This is a genomic window from Psychromonas sp. (assembly GCF_041586535.1).
In the GTDB taxonomy this organism is placed as follows: Bacteria; Pseudomonadota; Gammaproteobacteria; order Enterobacterales; family Psychromonadaceae; genus Psychromonas.
The window spans coordinates 1-18,647 of sequence record NZ_JBFGZY010000080.1; the positions used below are offsets into that span (position 1 = coordinate 1).

Annotated in this window: 14 protein-coding genes, 3 tRNA genes and 1 riboswitch; of the genes, 10 read left to right on the plus strand and 7 right to left on the minus strand. The window is 44.7% G+C overall.

Annotated features, from left to right (window positions below):
- Positions 1–399: 399 nt before the first annotated feature.
- A riboswitch (cobalamin riboswitch) is annotated at positions 400–564 on the minus strand.
- Positions 565–589: 25 nt separating this feature from the next.
- From ABZA00_RS10165 to rsgA, 4 genes are all read right to left on the minus strand, one after another.
- On the minus strand, positions 590–1,669 hold the full coding sequence (locus tag ABZA00_RS10165; RefSeq protein ID WP_372882056.1) for a potassium channel family protein: 1,080 nt from the start codon (positions 1,667–1,669) through the stop codon (positions 590–592).
- A 19-nt stretch (positions 1,670–1,688) separates the two neighbouring features.
- Positions 1,689–3,221, minus strand: a complete 1,533-nt coding sequence (ilvA, locus tag ABZA00_RS10170) for a threonine ammonia-lyase, biosynthetic (RefSeq protein WP_372882057.1) — start codon at positions 3,219–3,221, stop codon at positions 1,689–1,691.
- A gap of 15 nt (positions 3,222–3,236) precedes the next feature.
- Entirely contained in the window at positions 3,237–4,103 is an 867-nt protein-coding gene (asd, locus tag ABZA00_RS10175) for an archaetidylserine decarboxylase (protein WP_372882058.1), read from the minus strand.
- Between the two features lie 112 nt (positions 4,104–4,215).
- On the minus strand, positions 4,216–5,259 hold the full coding sequence (gene rsgA / locus ABZA00_RS10180) for a small ribosomal subunit biogenesis GTPase RsgA (protein WP_372882059.1): 1,044 nt from the start codon (positions 5,257–5,259) through the stop codon (positions 4,216–4,218).
- Between the two features lie 89 nt (positions 5,260–5,348).
- Between rsgA and orn the strand changes: the two genes are divergently transcribed.
- From orn to ABZA00_RS10200, 4 genes are all read left to right on the plus strand, one after another.
- The gene (gene orn, locus ABZA00_RS10185; protein WP_372882068.1) at positions 5,349–5,894 is read left to right on the plus strand and encodes an oligoribonuclease; all 546 of its coding nucleotides are present in this window, start codon (positions 5,349–5,351) and stop codon (positions 5,892–5,894) included.
- A 273-nt stretch (positions 5,895–6,167) separates the two neighbouring features.
- Positions 6,168–6,243 (plus strand) — tRNA-Gly (locus ABZA00_RS10190).
- Positions 6,244–6,282: 39 nt separating this feature from the next.
- A tRNA-Gly gene (locus ABZA00_RS10195) sits at positions 6,283–6,358 on the plus strand.
- Between the two features lie 132 nt (positions 6,359–6,490).
- Positions 6,491–6,566: transfer RNA gene (locus ABZA00_RS10200), tRNA-Gly, on the plus strand.
- Positions 6,567–6,790: 224 nt separating this feature from the next.
- Here ABZA00_RS10200 and ABZA00_RS10205 read toward each other — a convergent pair.
- Positions 6,791–7,678: an endonuclease/exonuclease/phosphatase family protein gene (locus ABZA00_RS10205; protein WP_372882060.1), complete on the minus strand. Its 888-nt coding sequence runs from the start codon at positions 7,676–7,678 to the stop codon at positions 6,791–6,793.
- A gap of 79 nt (positions 7,679–7,757) precedes the next feature.
- Between ABZA00_RS10205 and ndk the strand changes: the two genes are divergently transcribed.
- Genes ndk through ABZA00_RS10225 form a run of 4 tightly spaced genes read left to right on the plus strand, consistent with a single transcriptional unit; the run spans position 7,758 to position 9,810 of the window.
- On the plus strand, positions 7,758–8,192 hold the full coding sequence (ndk, locus tag ABZA00_RS10210) for a nucleoside-diphosphate kinase (RefSeq protein ID WP_372882061.1): 435 nt from the start codon (positions 7,758–7,760) through the stop codon (positions 8,190–8,192).
- A 24-nt stretch (positions 8,193–8,216) separates the two neighbouring features.
- Entirely contained in the window at positions 8,217–9,089 is an 873-nt protein-coding gene (locus ABZA00_RS10215; RefSeq protein ID WP_372882062.1) for an A24 family peptidase, read from the plus strand.
- A complete protein-coding gene (tadA, locus tag ABZA00_RS10220) occupies positions 9,089–9,601 on the plus strand; it encodes a tRNA adenosine(34) deaminase TadA (RefSeq protein WP_372882063.1) in 513 nt (170 codons plus the stop codon). The genes ABZA00_RS10215 and tadA overlap by 1 nt, the downstream gene beginning before the upstream one ends.
- Before the next feature lie 38 nt (positions 9,602–9,639).
- Positions 9,640–9,810 carry a hypothetical protein gene (locus tag ABZA00_RS10225; RefSeq protein WP_372882064.1) on the plus strand — a complete coding sequence of 57 codons (171 nt, stop codon included), beginning with the start codon at positions 9,640–9,642 and terminating at the stop codon, positions 9,808–9,810.
- A 27-nt stretch (positions 9,811–9,837) separates the two neighbouring features.
- Here ABZA00_RS10225 and mltF read toward each other — a convergent pair whose 3' ends face one another.
- The gene (gene mltF, locus ABZA00_RS10230; RefSeq protein WP_372882065.1) at positions 9,838–11,370 is read right to left on the minus strand and encodes a membrane-bound lytic murein transglycosylase MltF; all 1,533 of its coding nucleotides are present in this window, start codon (positions 11,368–11,370) and stop codon (positions 9,838–9,840) included.
- Positions 11,371–11,647: 277 nt separating this feature from the next.
- On the opposite strand from mltF, the gene purL reads away from it, so the two are divergent.
- Both purL and ABZA00_RS10240 read left to right on the plus strand, forming a co-directional pair.
- Positions 11,648–15,541 (plus strand): phosphoribosylformylglycinamidine synthase, encoded by a 3,894-nt coding sequence (gene purL / locus ABZA00_RS10235; RefSeq protein WP_372882066.1) that lies wholly within the window; start codon positions 11,648–11,650, stop codon positions 15,539–15,541.
- Between the two features lie 137 nt (positions 15,542–15,678).
- Positions 15,679–18,450 carry a diguanylate cyclase domain-containing protein gene (locus ABZA00_RS10240; protein ID WP_372882067.1) on the plus strand — a complete coding sequence of 924 codons (2,772 nt, stop codon included), beginning with the start codon at positions 15,679–15,681 and terminating at the stop codon, positions 18,448–18,450.
- Positions 18,451–18,523: 73 nt separating this feature from the next.
- On the opposite strand, the gene ABZA00_RS10245 is transcribed toward ABZA00_RS10240, so the two are convergent.
- A partial coding sequence (locus ABZA00_RS10245) for a transposase (protein ID WP_372882069.1) occupies positions 18,524–18,647 on the minus strand: 124 nt, incomplete at its 5' end.

The window sequence follows — 18,647 nt, forward strand, 5'->3', positions numbered from 1 at the left end:
AATGCTAGCTAGACATAAAACTACGTTTTAGTCTTTGTTATTGATTTTGTAATTAGAACAACTAGTTACTGCAATCAATGCCTTGCTTTCATCCATTTTTTCTACGCCTAAATAGATCATCTAATTATCGGAATTGGTATTAAATCATCTCCCAATAGCCAGCTATTGCTTCGATGATTTGCCTTGAACTACACAAAACTTACAGCACTGTATAATGAAAATATTTAATGTGTTGATATTAAAAGGAATTTCGATTCCATTATCCAGAGTTGAGGTTAATAAGAAAGTTTGCTGTTCGACGTTTTCAGAAAGGCGGTGGCCTTGCATATTGCTGAGCAACAAAGAGTTTCTTTGGCTCGCCACCATTACGAAATTACCAGATAAGCCGACCCGCTTAGTGGATAGTGACGCGCTTTATGCTGGTATCTGACTATTGTTGTTTATTATTAAACAACATTCACAGTTGCGGGGGCAGTGCATGCTTATTGCCCGCACTTGGCGAGTACATGCTTCCCATTTAAGCCTGCTGTTATACAGCAATGCACATAAAGAGGTTTGATTATAGGGAGATGACTTTCACTGTCAATCATCAATCTGCCTGATCTGCTGCAACCGATTCCCAGTCTATATCCTGTGCATCAATCCGCTCATTGGCAATATAATGCAGATAATCGCCGCTGTTTACCAGGGCTTGCGAGTCCGGATTGAGCTGCATATCGTCACCGTTTTTATAATGGCTGATAGCAATTAAAATCAGCGAGTACTGTTGTTTTAAGGTGCTGAATAATAAACCAAACTGTATCGGCTTTGTGAATGTGGGAGCCTGCAGGCTGTATAAGGTAGCCCCGCTTAAGGTAGATAACAGATGCTCGGTGACCTGGCTGGAGCCGGGATCCTGCATGCTGCGCACCATCATCTGTGCACTGCTGTCAATACTGCATTCAATTTGCGGACAATGTATTTTTAATAGCTGGGCTTTGGTCTTATCAAAAAAGTGCACGGATATGTTAGCGTCCTGGCTGGCATAGGTGGCAATACTCAGCGCAACGGATAAGGATTCATCATCGGACTTTCCGTCAATGATAATACGTTTAGCTTTGCTTAAGGCGATGCGGTGCAGTTCTTTGGTATCGGAAAAAGCCCGCACGCGGATAAAGGAAACATCAATATTATCCGGAAAAGGGTTGACCATATCATCGGTAACACAGAGTAGTATCTGGCGCTTCTGACGTTTTTTATCTCCCAGAATCAGATCTATTATCTGCTTAGTCGAATAGGGATCCCAGCCCAACAATAAGATGTGATCCTGATAATGGGAGAAGTCATTAGTACCGTTCATATTTTTTCTCGCTATGTCTATAAATAGTTGAGTTACTTTACCGATAAAAGAAGCAAAAACGATCAGCCCTGAGGGGATCTGCCAAAAGGAGACGATGAGTTTGCCTAACTCTGAGGTCGGACTGAAGTCACCAAAACCGACCGTTGATATCACCACCATGTTGTAGTACAAAAACTGCAGCGGCTGCCGGGTTAACTCGCTCTCTTCTGCCATACTGAACAGCAGGTAAGTAATACCGGTTTGTGCAGCCAGCAGAAAGAACATGGCGGGCCATGTCATGTGCTGAGATAAGCGGCGGAAAAGTTTTTTAATACGTATTGTCGGCAGCATATAAGCAGATCCCTGCTGGTTAATCGGTTTGAGATAAAAAGAAACGATATGCCTGGTTATTGCTTTCATCCTTGTAGCGGTAACCCAGCGCATCTAAATAGGTAGTGAACCCTTCAACCTCGTTATCATCCAGTTCAAAACCGGCTAATACCTGCCCGTAGGCGGCGCCATGATTGCGATAATGGAACAGCGTAATATTTGCGTGAGTGCCGAGCATGTTTAAGAATTTAATCAATGCATTGGGGTGTTCCGGGAAGGCAAAGCTGTATAAGCGTTCTTTTAAATTATTGATAGGTGCACCGCCGACCATGTAACGCACATGTAACTTGGCCATTTCATCGTGACTCAAATCCGCGACCGAGTATCCCGCCGAGGTTAATTTTGCGGTTAACAGTGCCAGTTCATCAGCACCTTGAGGTGTTCTGACGCCGACAAAGATATTGGCTTCTTTGCGCGAGTTAAAACGGTAATTAAACTCGGTAATAGCACGGCCATCTAATTCATTACAGAAGTTTAAAAATGAACCCTGTTTTTCAGGAATGGTAACAGCGAGGATACTCTCTTTCTGTTCGCCCAGCTCGCAGCGCTCTGAGACATAACGAAGGCTGTGAAAGTTAACATTCGCACCGCTCAAAATTGCCGCCAAACGCTCATTGTGCAGATCATGCTGGTGGCTATATTTTTTTAAGCCGGCCAGTGAAAGGGCACCTGCAGGCTCTGAAATGGCGCGTGTATCCTCAAAGATATCTTTAATGGCTGCACATATTTCGTCACTATTAACGGTGACCACATCATCAATATACTGCTGGCACAGGCGAAATGTTTCGCTGCCGATTGTTTTGACTGCCACACCATCGGCAAATAATCCGACTTTTTCCAGGCTGACCGGATGTCCGGCTTGCAGCGCGGCTTTTAAACAGGCCGCATCTTCCGGCTCCACCGCGATAATTTTTATCTCAGGCAACAGCTGTTTGATATATACCGCGATACCGGCGGCTAATCCGCCGCCTCCGACCGGCACAAATATTTTATCCAGATGCGCATCCTGCTGGAGTAACTCTTTGGCAATGGTACCCTGGCCGGCGATCACATCGGGATCATCAAAGGGGGGAATAATGGTATAACCATGGGTTTTTGCTAACTGCTGGCAATGCTTACTGGCGCTGTCAAAACTGTCACCAAATAAAACCGCTGTCGCGCCCAAGGCGCGTACAGAATTAACCTTAATATCTGGGGTGGTGCTGGGCATCACAATCGTTGCTTGCAGTCCCATCAATTGCGCTGACAGGGCCAACCCCTGCGCATGATTACCTGCTGAAGCGGCAATAACACCCTGTTTTTTCTGCTGCTCAGTTAAATTCACTAATTTGTTATAGGCACCACGCAATTTAAAGGAGTGTACCTGCTGTAAATCTTCCCGTTTTAACAATACATGGTTATGCAAACGTTTGGACAGTTTATTAAGGGGCTGCAGTCGCGTCTCAATGGCCGCTTCATAGACAGGTGCAAGTAAGATTTTTTTTAAGTATTGTGCTGCTGATAAGTGGGGCATGCTGATCTAAACTTCCTATTTTTCTGCGCTGGTATTGGTGGTGGCAAACAGCTCACCGAGGCGTGTCACTGTCTCTGCCTGCAGCGATTCTGAGAAGCTGATGCTACCTTTAGGGAAAAGTGCAACAACGGTACTGCCTAATTTGAAGCGTCCCATTTCCGCGCCTTTTTCCAGAGTAATATCCTGCCCCCGGTAATCCCAATATTGAATCTCTTTGTTTTTAGCCGGTGCGATAGTGCCAGCCCATACCGTTTCGATGCTGGCAACAATGGTTGCGCCGACTAATACCATTGCCATCGGGCCGACAGCGGTGGAAAAAATAGCCACAGCACGCTCATTACGGGCAAATAAATTGGGCACATTTTGCGCGGTTAACGGGTTGACCGAGAAGAGATCGCCGGGAATAAAAATCAACTGTTCCAGTTTACCTGTAATGGGCATATGGATACGATGGTAATCTTTAGGTGCTAAATAAATGGTAGAAAATAAACCTTCATCAAAGGGAGCGGCAATATCATCACGCCCGCCTAACAGCTCCCGTAAGCTGAAATCATGCCCTTTAGCCTGAAAAATCCGTCCCTCTTTAATAGCACCGATCTGACTGATACAACCATCAACAGGCAGGGCAAGACTATTCTCACCTTCGATAATCGGGCGAATGCCCGGTTTTAGTTCACGGGTAAAAAAATCATTAAATGTTTTAAAATCAGTGGCCGCGGAGTGCTTTGCTTCGCTCATATCAACATTGAATTTTTTAATGAATTTTTTTATTAAAAAGGTGGTTAATTTACCCGCTCTGGCGGCCGCTAATTTACCGACCAGACGGGAAAGCAGGTGCTTGGCTAGCAGGTATTGTCCAATAATTTTAAGCTGATCAATCATGATATTCTCTTTTTATTAATTTGTATGCTGCAATATATACCCAAACTACTTCCAGATACAATTCTTGCATCTTGAGGTAGCTCGGCTACACCTATAAAGATAAAAGGCACTGTTATTGATAAGTGTTCGGGTCGCGATGACGGGCGTTCTTGGCGTCGTCCATAGTTTCTAAAATACGCAGGAAGCTTTGATAGCGGGCGGCATCTATTCTTCCTTCTGCTACAGCGGCTACCAGAGCACAACCCGGATCTATCTGATGTTTGCAGTCCCGGAAGCGGCATTGCCCTAAAAAGGGACGGAACTCTATAAAGCCTGAAGCAATACGCTCCGGCTCAAGGTGCCATAATGAAAATTCACGAATTCCCGGACTGTCAATCAGATCGCCTCCCTCTGCAAAATGGTAAAGACGGGCGGTGGTAGTGGTGTGTTTACCTAGTCCTGAAGTTTCTGAAATCTCTCCGGTAGCGGCTTGTGTTTCAGGTAATAGCATATTCACTAAGGAGGTTTTACCGACCCCGGATTGACCGACAAAAATATTGATTTTATCTTTCATAACACTTTTTAAAGCGGATAAACCGTCTCCGTGCTTGGAGCTGTATAAAACCTGGTAGCCGATATCCCGGTAACTTTGTAACTCCTGCTCCATCTGTTTTGCCGATTGCTCATCCAGTAAATCACTTTTATTTAAAACAATAATCGGGGTGATACCGATATCCTCACAGGCGACCAGATAACGATCAATAATATTGCGGGAAAATTCAGGAGCAATGGAGCTGACAATAATGATGTGATCTATATTCGCCGCAATGGGTTTAATGCCGTCATAATAATCGGGTCGAGTTAACACAGTGGTGCGCGGGTGTACTGCTTCAATCACTCCGCTGATACCGTGATGGGCCTGATTACCGGCCCGCCATACAACCCGGTCACCAGTTACCAGCGATTTCACGCCGCGACGTAAATTACAACGCTCGATTTTACCGTTTTCATCTTCAACGTCGGCATGCTGACCAAAACGACTGATAACAATGCCCTGCAGTTGCGGGCCAAGTTCAGATTCATCCCACTGCTTAGTGTCCTCTTTATTGAGACGCTTTTTCTGATTGCTTTGCACGCGGCGAACTTGATTTTTACTGAGTCGTTTCTTCTTGGTCACAGGTTTCCTTAGCTATCACTGCTGTTATTAATACCGTATCATACTATATTATTTTACAAATGCGGCTCCCTGCACAGAAAAGGATCACAATAAATATGAATAAAAATAACCTGGTATGGATTGATCTGGAGATGACGGGTCTTAATCCGGATACGGACAAGATAATAGAGATTGCTACTATTGTTACTGACAGCGATTTAAATATTCTTGCTGAAGGGCCTGAGCTTGTCATTCACCAGAGTAACGAAGCACTGGACGCGATGGATGAGTGGTGTACCGAACAGCATGGTAAATCGGGTTTAACGGCTAAGGTTAAAGCGAGTAAAATTAGCTGTGAACAGGCTGAACAGGCGACACTGGATTTCTTAAAAGAGTGGGTACCGGCGGGCGCAGCGCCATTATGCGGTAACAGTATTGGCCAGGACAGGCGCTTTTTAGTGCGTCATATGCCGAATTTAGAAGCCTATTTTCATTATCGAAATATTGATGTCAGCACCGTTAAAGAGCTGGGTCGCCGTTGGGCTCCAGAGATGGTTGATGCACATAAAAAAATCGGCAGCCACACGGCGCTGCAGGATATTAAAGAATCAATTTCTGAGCTACAGCATTATCAAAAACAGTTTTTTAAATTCTAAAGTTTGTTTTTTGAGCAGACTAATCACCTGTCTGCTCAAAAACCCGACAACCACGTATAGATTAAGGTAATTTAGTAAAAAAAAGCTTGCATTCATTTACCCCCTATTTATAATGCGCACCTCATAAGAGACAGGCATCATCCAACGTGTCAGGTAAGTTTCTTATGAAATAAGATGTGATGCGGTAGTTGTTCAGTGAGTTGAGGTTAACCTTGGCAAGCATGAACGGAGTTGCGAGTTTGCTCGTGATAACTTCAGCAACACAAATATGAAGCGGTACTAGCTCAGTTGGTAGAGCACGACCTTGCCAAGGTCGGGGTCACGAGTTCGAGTCTCGTGTACCGCTCCAAATTATTCTGAAGAATTTTATCTTATTTAAAAATATGAAGCGGTACTAGCTCAGTTGGTAGAGCACGACCTTGCCAAGGTCGGGGTCACGAGTTCGAGTCTCGTGTACCGCTCCAATTTTGAAGTGATAGGTGTTCAATATATTGAGCACGACCTTGACAATAAGAGCCGGGGGCATGAGCTGTTTTTTAGTCTCGTCTAGCGCTCCAAGTTATTCTGAAGAATTTTGTCTTATTTAAAAATATGAAGCGGTACTAGCTCAGTTGGTAGAGCACGACCTTGCCAAGGTCGGGGTCACGAGTTCGAGTCTCGTGTACCGCTCCAAATTTCCCCTAATATCTATATTAAATCCCTAAAGTAAAAATTACCCTTGATAGAGCGCGACCTTGCCAATTAAGAGCCGGGGTTATGAGCTGTTTTTAGTCTCGCCTTTTTATCCAAGGAAAGGCTGCAAATTCCTATTAATATCGAATTAATTCCCCAAAGTACAAACTCCCGAACATACACTATATTCCCATTGCTCTCTTTATCGTTAGAAAAGTAATCTGCTAATGCGGTTCCTCTTTAAGGGTAAAGGTGACACGCTGAGGAGTATGATCCGATGCCTCTGTCTTCCAGCTTTCGCTTTTTATAATCTGCAGGCCGCGATAATAGATATGATCTAAGGGCAGGCCAAAAATATTAGTACGCTGATCGTTTTCAAATAATGCTTCCTGGAAACCTGCCTGTTGAAATGTTTGTGCAACCTCTTCAAGGCGGACTGAAGACCAGGTGTTAAAGTCACCGCTGAAGATAACCGGTCCGCTATGAGATTCGATCAGGGTTAAGTAGGGTTGCATCTGCTCTTTCAGGGGCGTAGCAGTAAAGGTAAAATTCACCCCGTGAATATTGATAAGCAATAAGGATTGCCCCTGTTTACCGATAGGGTAGGCAGTGGCTAATCCCGTTTTTGGAATAATCACCCAGGGTTCACTATAACGTGTTCCGCATACGTAACTGGCTGAAACTTTACTCAGGGTATTCACCCCGTATACATCGCCTTGATATTTAAAGGCGTTATTCTGCAGATAAAACAGTCTATTGAGCCGGCTGAAATCGATAAATTCCGGAGAATATTTAATCTCCTGCAGGGTTAATAAATCCGATTTTAGGGTGAGTTTTTGCAGTTCTTCCTGCCAGCTCTGCCTTTTCTGCTTGTAGATATTCCAGTTCAGCAGGGTAAAAGGCAAGGGCAGCTTCTGCTCTGATGGTACGTGAGCTGTGATCGTTGCTAATTCCGGGCAGGTTTGTCTATAAGTGTCTCTGTTGTTATCAACAACCGTTAAATATTGAGGCGATCTGGGAAAAATGACGATTATTCCGAGCAAAACAAGCAAGATAGGTAAATAAACCTTGGCAACAGCACCCGTCGGGAGAAATGTGAGGTTGTCTTTCATCTGCTCATCTTCTTATTGATGCTGGAGAGTTATGTGGGGTATATTAGAGTTTCTATTCATCAACATGGAAGTTCCTATTATGCCACTAGAAAGAACACTTTCAATCATCAAACCCGATGCTGTGCGTAAGCACCTTATAGGTACAATTTTAAGCCGTTTTGAACAAGCAGGTTTACAGCCTGTTGCGATCAAAATGCTGCACTTAAGCAGCGAGCAAGCAGCAGGTTTTTATGCTGAACACGAAGGTAAAGAGTTCTATCCATCGCTAATCGAGTTTATGACTTCCGGTCCGATCGTCGTACAGGTTCTGCAGGCTGAAAATGCGATAAGCCTCTACCGCGAAACGATTGGAAAAACAGATCCAAGCGAGGCCGCTCCCGGTACTATTCGTGCTGATTTTGCCGAGTCTACCCGTTTCAATGCGGTGCATGGTTCAGATAGTCCGGTTTCAGCTGCACGGGAAATTGCCTACTTTTTTAGCGATGATGAAATTTGCCCGGTAGTTGCGGAATAATTATAACCGATAGTAGGAACAATTATGCACGACCTGATAATATTATTCGAGCAGACACCCCACTACATCTATGGGGTAGTGACCATTCTTGGTTTGCTGATCGGCTCATTTTTAAATGTGGTGATCTACCGTTTGCCGGTAATGATGATACGCGAGTGGCAGGCCGAATGTGCCGATTCTTTTCCTGATGCCAACATTAAAGTTGAACGGGACAGGTTTAATCTTTTTTTACCCCGCTCCCGTTGTCCGAGCTGCAATCATTTGATCGGTTCAAGTGAGAATATTCCGGTAATCAGCTGGTTATTTCAAAAAGGCCGCTGTAAACACTGTGCCTGCAAAATCAGCATACGTTATCCTGGTATCGAATTATTGACTGCATTGCTCTCTTTGGTCGTGGCTTACGTCGTTCCCTTCGGCTGGCCATTGTTGTTTGCGTTATTATTGACCTGGGTATTGATCAGCCTGACTTTTATTGATTTTGATACGATGTTATTACCGGATCAACTGACCTTACCGCTATTGTGGTTAGGTTTATTAATTAATGTGTCAGGTACTTTTACCGATTTAAACAGCGCGGTATTAGGTGCCACCTTTGGTTATTTAACGCTTTGGTCTATTTATTGGGTTTTTAAACTGCTTACCGGTAAAGAGGGAATGGGTTATGGTGACTTTAAATTGTTAGCCGCTTTGGGAGCATGGTTCGGCTGGCAGGCTCTGCCGCTTATTATAATACTTTCTTCTTTTGCCGGGGCAATTATCGGCATTGCCATTATTTTAGTTTCCGACGATAAAAAGAGCCGGCCAATGCCCTTCGGCCCCTATCTCGCTATTGCCGGTTGGGTTTTTCTGGTTTACGGTGATGCTTTAAGCCGCTTCTATTATTCACTGGTTTTATAATGTCTGATAATAATGATCTTACCCGACAGCAGGGTGAGGATGAAAAATGGATGACCTATGCCTTATCTCTGGCTGACAAGGCGGAGTCCATGGGGGAAATTCCGGTTGGTGCCGTTATTGTAAAAGACAATAAAATAATTGCAGAAGGCTGGAATTTATCCATCATTAACCACGATGCCTGCGCCCATGCAGAGATTATGGCGATACAGGACGCCGGGCAAAAAATCCAAAACTACCGCTTAATTGACTGCACTTTATATGTCACTTTAGAGCCCTGCGCCATGTGTGCGGGGGCATTAGTGCATGCGCGTATTAAACGCCTTGTTTACGGTGCGGGAGATTATAAAACCGGCGCGGCAGGCTCGGTCTTTAATCTGGTACAGAGCACGCAGCTCAATCATCAGTTAGAGGTGAGCAGCGGCATTCTGGCGGAACAATGCGCTGCCAAAATAAGTGCTTTTTTCAAACGCCGCCGGCTGGAGAAAAAAGCGCAAAAAACCGCTGTTAATTGATCTCTTTATCTCTCCTTGAACAGCTAAGCAGGTTAAATATGTCCAATAAAAAAGTAAATTTTGTCTACGAAAAAGAAACTAAAAACAGTGTTCGCTACAAGGAAGTTCCTGAAGAGGGACAAGCCCCGGTGGTCGGCTCTTTGTACATTCAAAAATGGTTTGCAGGTAACAGTAAACAGATTACCGTGACCATTGAGAAAAAAAATTAATATCAAAACCGTTATCTGCTTATAAAATTACTGCTCAAGGGGCTTTGCGATCTCCTCTGCAATCATTTTTGCTGCATTGCTTTGCGGGCTTTGCGGGCTTTGTAGCGCTTCCTGTGCTGCCAGGGTCGCTTTTAGCTCCGCATCCCGCTTAGCTTTAGCGGCTTGGGCGAGCCTTTGCGCTTCCTGTTGTTTTGTTCTCTCCGCCACAAACCAGCTTAATGTCTTAAGGTATTGGCGAATATTATTTACATATTGTTGCGCTTCCCGACCCCGCGCGTAACCATATCGGGTTTTGCTATACCATTTTTTCTCATGCAGCAGGGGTAAGTTCTCCTTTACATCGGACCATGCATCGGGATCCAGTTTGCGCATGCTGGTAATTCGTCTGGCGTCCATCAGGTGGCCGAAGCCAAGATTATAACTGGCCAGAGCAAACCAGATCTTTTCATCATCAGGAATACTATCGGGCAGACGCTTTATGAGTTGAGTCAAATAGTTAGCGCCACCTTTTATACTTTGCTCGGGATCTAACCTGTCTGCGATACCAATATGATCAGCGGTATCCTGAGTTAACATCATCATGCCGCGGACACCGGTGGGGGATTTGGCCTTCGGGTTCCAGTGTGATTCCTGATAGCTGACAGCCGCCAGTAATAACCAGTCAACTTCAGCTGTGGCATGCTTTTTAAATAATTTTTCAAATTTTGGCAGGGTGCTTTTATTGCGTTGTAAAAATATTTTGGTATCAACAAAATCAAAACGTCCTACATGGCCAAAATATTTCTCTTCAAGCTTGGCGATGCTTTGATCTGCATATCTGTTACCCATAAACTCAATCACAGCGGCATAAAGCGTATCATCCTGAAGGCGTTTTAATAACCAGGAAACCGGTTGTTCTTCGGTGATTGTAAATGCTTCGGTCAATACCGGGTAATAACGCTGCTTGTGTGCCAGTGTTGAGCTGTCAACAATCGCAAAAGTGATCTCTTTTTCCGCGACTTTGCGTAATAATGTCTCCGGATCTTCGTTTTCTAAAACATCAATATCGAGGTCATGCTTCTCCTCTAATAAGTTTTCTAATGTTTCCTGATGACTGCTGTTCTTGAGTACGCTGACCGGTGCATTAATATCTTCCACCTTGCGCGGGCGGTAGGTTCCCTTGTGATAAACCACTTTTTGGGAAACATAATAATAGGGAGGAGAACTGCGGTATTTTTGTGCTCTTTTGGGCGTTAGTGTTAATCCGGCTCCGAGAAAATCTACCTTGTCATTATCTAATGCGCGAAATAGCGCTTCATAACTCGGGTACACATTGACAGTTAATTTGACCTGCAGTTGATCGGCGAACTGTTTACCAAGTTCATAGTCAACACCACTGCGAACGCTGCCGTCATAGCTGTACGTCAGGGTGTCATTAATGGTACCCATTCTAATTTCACCACGATTTTGAATTTTCTCCAGGCGGGTGGCGGGTGAAAAAGAGTCGCAAGCGGTCAGTAATAAAAAGGCAAAACTGACAAAAAGCCAGGTTATAGGGTGCTTGGATGATTTACAGGGCATATTTATATCTTTATCAACTTTTTTGGGTGAAATTGTATGGATATTCATCATGATTTTGCGAATTTAACATTATTAAATATAAATTAACCTCGACTATAGAGGGTTTTTATTTAATAAAAAATGCTTTTTGCATATAATACTGCGCGAATACCAATTATATCAAATAGGTCAAGATGTTCAGGCAACTCAGCAGCACAGAGAAACCCGAGCGGAACAACTTTTCTATGTGATTGGCGTAACCCAAGTTCATTTATTTATCCTATGAGAGAAATTACCTATGGAAATTTTGCGTGGGGCTCCTGCCTTATCGACATTTCGTGTTAATCAGTTATTAAAAAACTGTGAGGCATTAAATCTACCTGTAAAAGAGATATATGCGGAATATATGCATGCAGCAGATTTAACTGAGACTTTAAATGACCAAGAGCTAGTTGTACTGCAAAAACTATTAACTTACGGGCCTAAAATTGCCGAGCATGAGCCGGTGGGGACCTTACTGTTTGTTACGCCTCGTCCGGGCACCATTTCACCATGGTCATCAAAAGCGACCAACATCGCCGTCAACTGCGGATTAACAAAAGTACAGCGTTTAGAGCGTGGTATTGCTTATTACGTTGAAACCACTGCGCCTCTAACAGACGAACAGTACCAAGCTTTATCGGGCTTATTACATGATCGTATGATGGAAGTGGTCTTCACTTCACTTGAAGATGCACAGAAACTGTTTGTACACGGCTCTCCAGGCCAGATGAGCAGTATTGATGTCTTAGGCGGAGGTCGCGCTGCCCTTGAAGTTGCCAATAAAACCTTAGGTCTGGCATTAGCCGATGATGAAATAGATTATCTGGTTGAAAACTTTATCAAACTGGGCCGCAACCCGAATGATATAGAGTTAATGATGTTTGCCCAGGCAAACTCAGAACATTGCCGCCATAAAATCTTTAATGCGGATTGGACGATTGACGGCGAAAAACAGCCGAAATCACTGTTCAAAATGATTCGAAATACCCATGAAAAAATGCCTGACTTTGTTTTATCTGCCTATAAAGATAACGCTGCAGTAATGGTTGGCGAAAAAGCAGGGCGTTTCTTCCCGAGTGTTGATGACCGCGAATATGGTTATCACCATGAAGATATCGATATTCTGATGAAAGTTGAAACCCATAACCACCCGACGGCCATCTCACCATTTCCCGGCGCGGCAACAGGCTCAGGCGGTGAGATCCGTGATGAGGGCGCAACCGGTATCGGTTCTAAACCCAAAGCGGGTTTAGTTGGTTTCTCCGTCTCCAACCTGCGTATCCCGACGTTCGAACAACCTTGGGAAACTGATTTTGGTAAACCTGCCCGTATTGATTCAGCTCTTGATATTATGCTCGAAGCGCCATTAGGTGGTGCCGCATTTAATAATGAATTTGGGCGTCCCAACATCCTTGGTTATTTCCGTACCTACGAAGAGCAGGTCGAGAGTCATAACGGTTTGGAAATTCGCGGCTACCATAAACCAATCATGCTTGCCGGTGGTCTGGGTAATATCCGCCGCAGCCATGTTGAGAAAAAAGATATTCCGGTTGGTGCTAAATTAATCGTGCTCGGCGGTCCGGCGATGAATATCGGTCTGGGCGGTGGTGCTGCCTCTTCAATGGATTCCGGCGCTTCTTCTGAAGCCTTGGATTTTGCTTCTGTACAACGTGAAAACCCGGAAATGGAACGCCGTTGTCAGGAAGTTATCGACCGTTGCTGGCAGATGGGCGAAGACAACCCTATTCAGTTTATCCATGATGTGGGCGCAGGTGGCCTTTCCAATGCCATGCCTGAACTGGTCAATGATGGCGGGCGCGGCGGTAAATTTGATCTGCGTGCTATTCCTAATGATGAAAAAAGCATGGCACCGCATGAAATCTGGTGTAATGAGTCTCAGGAACGTTATGTATTAGCGGTTAAACCTGAAAACCTGCCGGCATTTGAAGCTATCTGTAAGCGTGAACGTGCTCAATATGCGGTAATTGGTGAAGCGACAGAAGAGATGCAGCTTACCCTGCATGACTCGGAGTTCGATAACAACCCTATCGATATGCCGTTGGAAGTATTATTAGGCAAAGCGCCTAAAATGCATCGTGACGTTAAATCACAAACTGCACAGGGTAAAGCGTTGGATCTCTCCGGTGCCAGTGTGAAAGATGCGGCGGAACGTTTATTGCGCCTGCCTTCGATTGCAGAAAAAACCTTCTTAATCACCATCGGTGACCGCAGTGTAACCGGTCTGGTGGCACGGGATCAGATGGTTGGTCCGTGGCAGGTACCGGTTGCCAACTGTGCGGTAACAGCAGCCAGTTACGATACCTACTTTGGTGAATCTATGGCGCTGGGTGAACGTACTCCCGTTGCCCTGCTTAATTATGCCGCGTCGGCGCGTTTGGCGGTGGCTGAGTCAATTACCAATATAGCCTGTTCAGATATCGGCGACTTTAAACGCATCAAACTCTCTGCAAACTGGATGTCAGCAACAGGACACCCGGGTGAAGATGCCGGTTTATATGCCGCGGTAAAAGCAGTGGGTGAAGAGCTTTGCCCGGAATTGGAACTGGCTATTCCGGTTGGTAAAGATTCTATGTCGATGAAAACCCGCTGGCAGGAAGGCGATCAGGATAAAGAGGTTATCTCTCCTTTGTCATTAATTATTACCGCTTTTGGTGCTGTGCGTGATGTGCGTAATACAGTAACACCACAACTGCGTACCGACATGGGCGACTCTGATTTAATTCTGATTGATTTGGGCTGCGGTCAGAATCGCTTAGGCGGTTCATCACTGGCACAGGTGTACAAACAGCTTGGTGATAAAACACCGGATGTTGACAACCCGTCGCAGTTAAAAGGTTTCTTTAATGCAATGCAAACATTGGTTGCTGAGCGTAAATTACTGGCTTATCACGACCGCAGTGATGGTGGTTTATTCACCACAGTTGCAGAGATGGCATTTGCCGGCCATTGCGGCGTAAGTGTTAAATTAGACCAGCTTGGCGGCGATGATTTTGCTGCACTTTACAGTGAAGAGCTGGGGGCGGTTATTCAGGTACGTGCCGAAGATAAAGAAGCGGTATTAAATACCCTTGCAGGCCATGGTTTAGCGTCAAATTCAATGGTTATCGGTGCACATAATCAGCGCGATCAAATTGAATTCACCCGTGACGGCAATGAGGTACTGGTAGCGCCGCGCGCCGAGTTCCGCGCTATCTGGGCTGAAACAACGCTGAAAATGCAGGCGTTACGTGATAACTCCGAGTGTGCTCAACAGGAGTTTGAGCAAAAACTGGATAATCAGGATCCCGGTTTAAGCGCTAAGTTAACCTTTGATATCAATGAAGATGTTGCTGCTCCTTATATTGCCACCGGTGTGCTGCCGCGCATGGCTATTCTGCGTGAGCAGGGGGTGAACTCGCAGCAGGAGATGGCGGCGGCATTTAATCGTGCCGGCTTTTCAGCGATTGATGTGCATATGAGTGATATTTTATCCGGTGATGTGCAGCTTGCTGATTTTGCCGGTTTAGTCGCTTGTGGCGGTTTCTCTTACGGTGACGTATTGGGCGCCGGTGAGGGATGGGCTAAATCTATTCTGTTTAATGCCCAGGCTCGGGATCAGTTCCAGACATTCTTCGAACGTCAGAACTCATTTGCCTTAGGCGTGTGTAATGGTTGTCAAATGCTGTCGAATCTGCATGAGATTATTCCTGGTACTGACTTATGGCCGCGTTTTGTGCGTAATAATTCAGAACGTTTTGAAGCGCGCTTCAGTCTTGTTGAAGTACAGAAAACCAACTCGCTGTTTTTCAATGAGATGGCCGGTTCAATGATGCCGATTGCAGTTTCTCACGGGGAAGGGCGTGTTGAAGTTAAAGATGCGGATCATCTTGCTGCCATTGAAGCAAGCGGATCAGTGGCACTGCGTTTTGTCAATAACTACGGTGAAACGACTGAGCAGTATCCGGCTAACCCGAATGGTTCTCCAAACGGCATTACCGGCTTAACGTCTACGGACGGCCGGGTGACTATCATGATGCCTCACCCTGAGCGGGTCTTCAGAACCGTGGCTAACTCATGGCATCCGGACGAGTGGCGCGAGGACAGCCCGTGGATGCGTATGTTCAGAAATGTGCGCAAACAGTTAGGCTAAACAGAAAAGGGGGATAGTGATATCCCCCTCTTTTTTATCTTTGTTTATCTTTGTTTAGTTTTGTTTGGTTTTTTATAGCTTTATATATGTGCTAATCTTCACCTTTAACCCGCTCAGTTCTTCTTTAACACCGAGAGGTGATATCTTTGCCCGTAATCCCTACAACCGTTTTGTATGCTGGAGATAATATTCAGCTTGTTAATACAATGCTTAACCTATCAGACATTGCTTCTGCAAAAGCAAGTTATTCTGTTGTTCATTTAAGCAATACAGATGATCTACCCGCTGCGCTGGCAGAGAAAAATTATAGCCATTTTATCTGCCAGCTGGCAATCAGTGAGGATCTGGCCGAGCAAATTGCCATTGATTTTCCTTTAATAGAAACAATCTACCTGATCCCCCCCGAAGGGCCCGAAGCAACTGAATTATCAGCGGCAATGAAAGGGCTGGTCAGTGATGAAATAAAGGAAACCTTAGATTACCTCAGTCTTCCTGTTTACTTTAAAGATAAAGATGGGCGATTTTTAGCCTGTAATAGTTATTTTTCACACCTGTTCGGTTTGACACCAGCGCAAGTGATAGGCAAAACGGCAGCAGAGGTATTACCTGCTGAACTGCGCGATGAGATAGCCAAGATAGATCAAAAAGTCTTTGTTGATCAACAGGTCTATTTTTATGAATGTAGCATCTCTGATTTCGCCGGCCGGACACGTGATGTCGTGTTTCGTAAAGAAAGTGTTTCCCACGGTAAAATTCAAATCGGTATGATCTTTGATGTCACAGAGATTAATGAGGCAAAATCTTTGTTGGAAAAAGAGCGGGTGATGCTGCGCACGACAGCAGATATATCGTCGGATCTGATCTGTTTTAAAGATTTAGAAAGTCGTTATCTGGGCTGCAATCAAGCATTTGAACAGTTTGTCGGGTACTCGGAGCAGGAGATAGTCGGTAAAACTGATGCGCAGCTTTTCCCCCGCGAGCAGGCTTTAATATCTCAGGCACAGGACAGGGAAGTGATCACCAGTAAGTTGCCTTATATTGGTGATGGTATCCGAGTATATCATGATGGTAAAGATCATCTTGTGGAAGTCAAAAAGGTACCACTACTGGATAAACAAGGCGATGCTCAGGGACTTATTGCGGTAGGGCGGGATATAACCACCTACCGCAGGATGCAGAAACGCCTGAAAATTGCCGATACCGTATTTGAGAACAGTAAAGAGAACCTGCTTGTTAGCAATGAAAAAGGCATAATTATTGCGGCCAATAAAACCTGCTGTGCTACCACCGGCTTTTCAAAAGAGGAGTTAATAGGTTCGCATATCAGTGTACTGGCGACCAATCAACGTGACAATATTGAAGCTGCTTTACAAACAAATACCAGCTGGCACGGGGATATTACTTACCGTTTTAAAAATGGCACTACTCATTTTTCCTGGCTGGAAATTTATGTTGTTGAACATACAGAAAAGGGCGTATTTAACCGGATTTACTCTTTTACCGATTTAAATCAAAGCAAAATTCTGGATAAAAAAATACAGTTTTTAGCGAAACATGATCCGTTAACCGGCCTATTTAATCGTATTGCCCTGTTTACCCGCTTGGAGGATGCTATTTCCCGGGCGCAGCATAACGAGAGCTCGATGGCAGTGCTTTTAGTGGATATTAATGGTTTTAAGCGGGTTAATGAGCTGCATGGTCATCATATCGGCGATGCGGCTTTAAAGGCGATTGCGCAACGCTTTAAAAGCTGTGTTTTTGGCAAAGATACGGTTGCCCGTTTCGGTGATGATGAATTTGTTCTTATTGTTGATGAATTGAGCAATGAGCAGGATGTCGCGATTGTTGCGCAAAAAATTGCCGCGCAATTTGAGCACAATTTTGAAATTGATGATTTATCTGTGCACCTCTCTGCAACGATCGGCATTGCTCTCTGTCCAGACGACGGCAATGATGTCGATACGTTATTAAACAGCGCGGAAAAAGCGATGCAGCGTGGAAAGTCCTATTATAAGAGAACGCAGCGTAGTAATACACAGACTGCTCAGGCACTGGAAATAAAAGGCAGCAAGCAATCCGTCAACAGTTGCGCTTATCATTTTTACAGCAAAAGATTAACCCAGCATTCACGGCAGCAGGTCAAATTTGAAGATGAGTTAAAACAGGCGTTGGCAGAGGAACAGTTTGAGCTGTATTACCAGCCTCAGTATGATCTCAATAAACGACAGGTTATTGCGGTAGAAGCGGTATTATGCTGGAATCATCCGCAGCGTGGTCCGCTGCATTCGGACAACTTCACAAGCATTGCTGAACATAGCGGTTTAGCGGTTTCGATCGGCCTTATGATGATCCGTAAAGCGGCACTTCAGGCGGTAACCTGGCAGAAAGCAGAAATTAATTTCGGACGTATTGCTATCAGTTTAACGGAAGTGCAGTTATCACAGTTGAGTTTAATTGCGGATCTGCAGACTATTCTGCTGGAAACAAAATGTCTAAGGGAATGTCTGGAATTTGCTGTCGAAGAAATGACTTTGAAAAATTACAATCCGGTTATTTATGAAAATCTGGTCAATCTCAGCAAGATGGGAATTGCACTGACCATAGATAAATTCGGCGAAGAGCGTCCTCTGTTCAGGCTGTTCGAACACTTAACAATAGATAAATTTAAACTGTCACAGCATGTTAGCGAAGGTGTTTATGTGGACTTTGTCAATCGTGCTATCCAGGATGGAGTGTTTTTGATGGCGCGATCATTAGGTCTGACGGTTGTTTCTGACTCACTCGGTAATAATACGGGTGGGGTGCCTGCAGTGGCGGATAAATTTTCTCCTGTCGGTCAGGATCTGCAGAGTAAAGCGATGAAAGCCTCTGAAGTGACTTTCTATCTGCGTTGTAATAAACGTAAATAAACTTTTATCCATTTAGATGAAAAACACCGTCATTCATGGCGGTGATGAAAATCATTGATGCGAAGGATTAACGTTACTTAGGTCTATTTTGTTGCTCGATATAAGTCGTCAGGGCATCTAGCGCAGCACCGCCACATGATCCGGCAAAGTAACTGGGAGACCATAACGCACCATTCCATAGATAACGATGTATATCG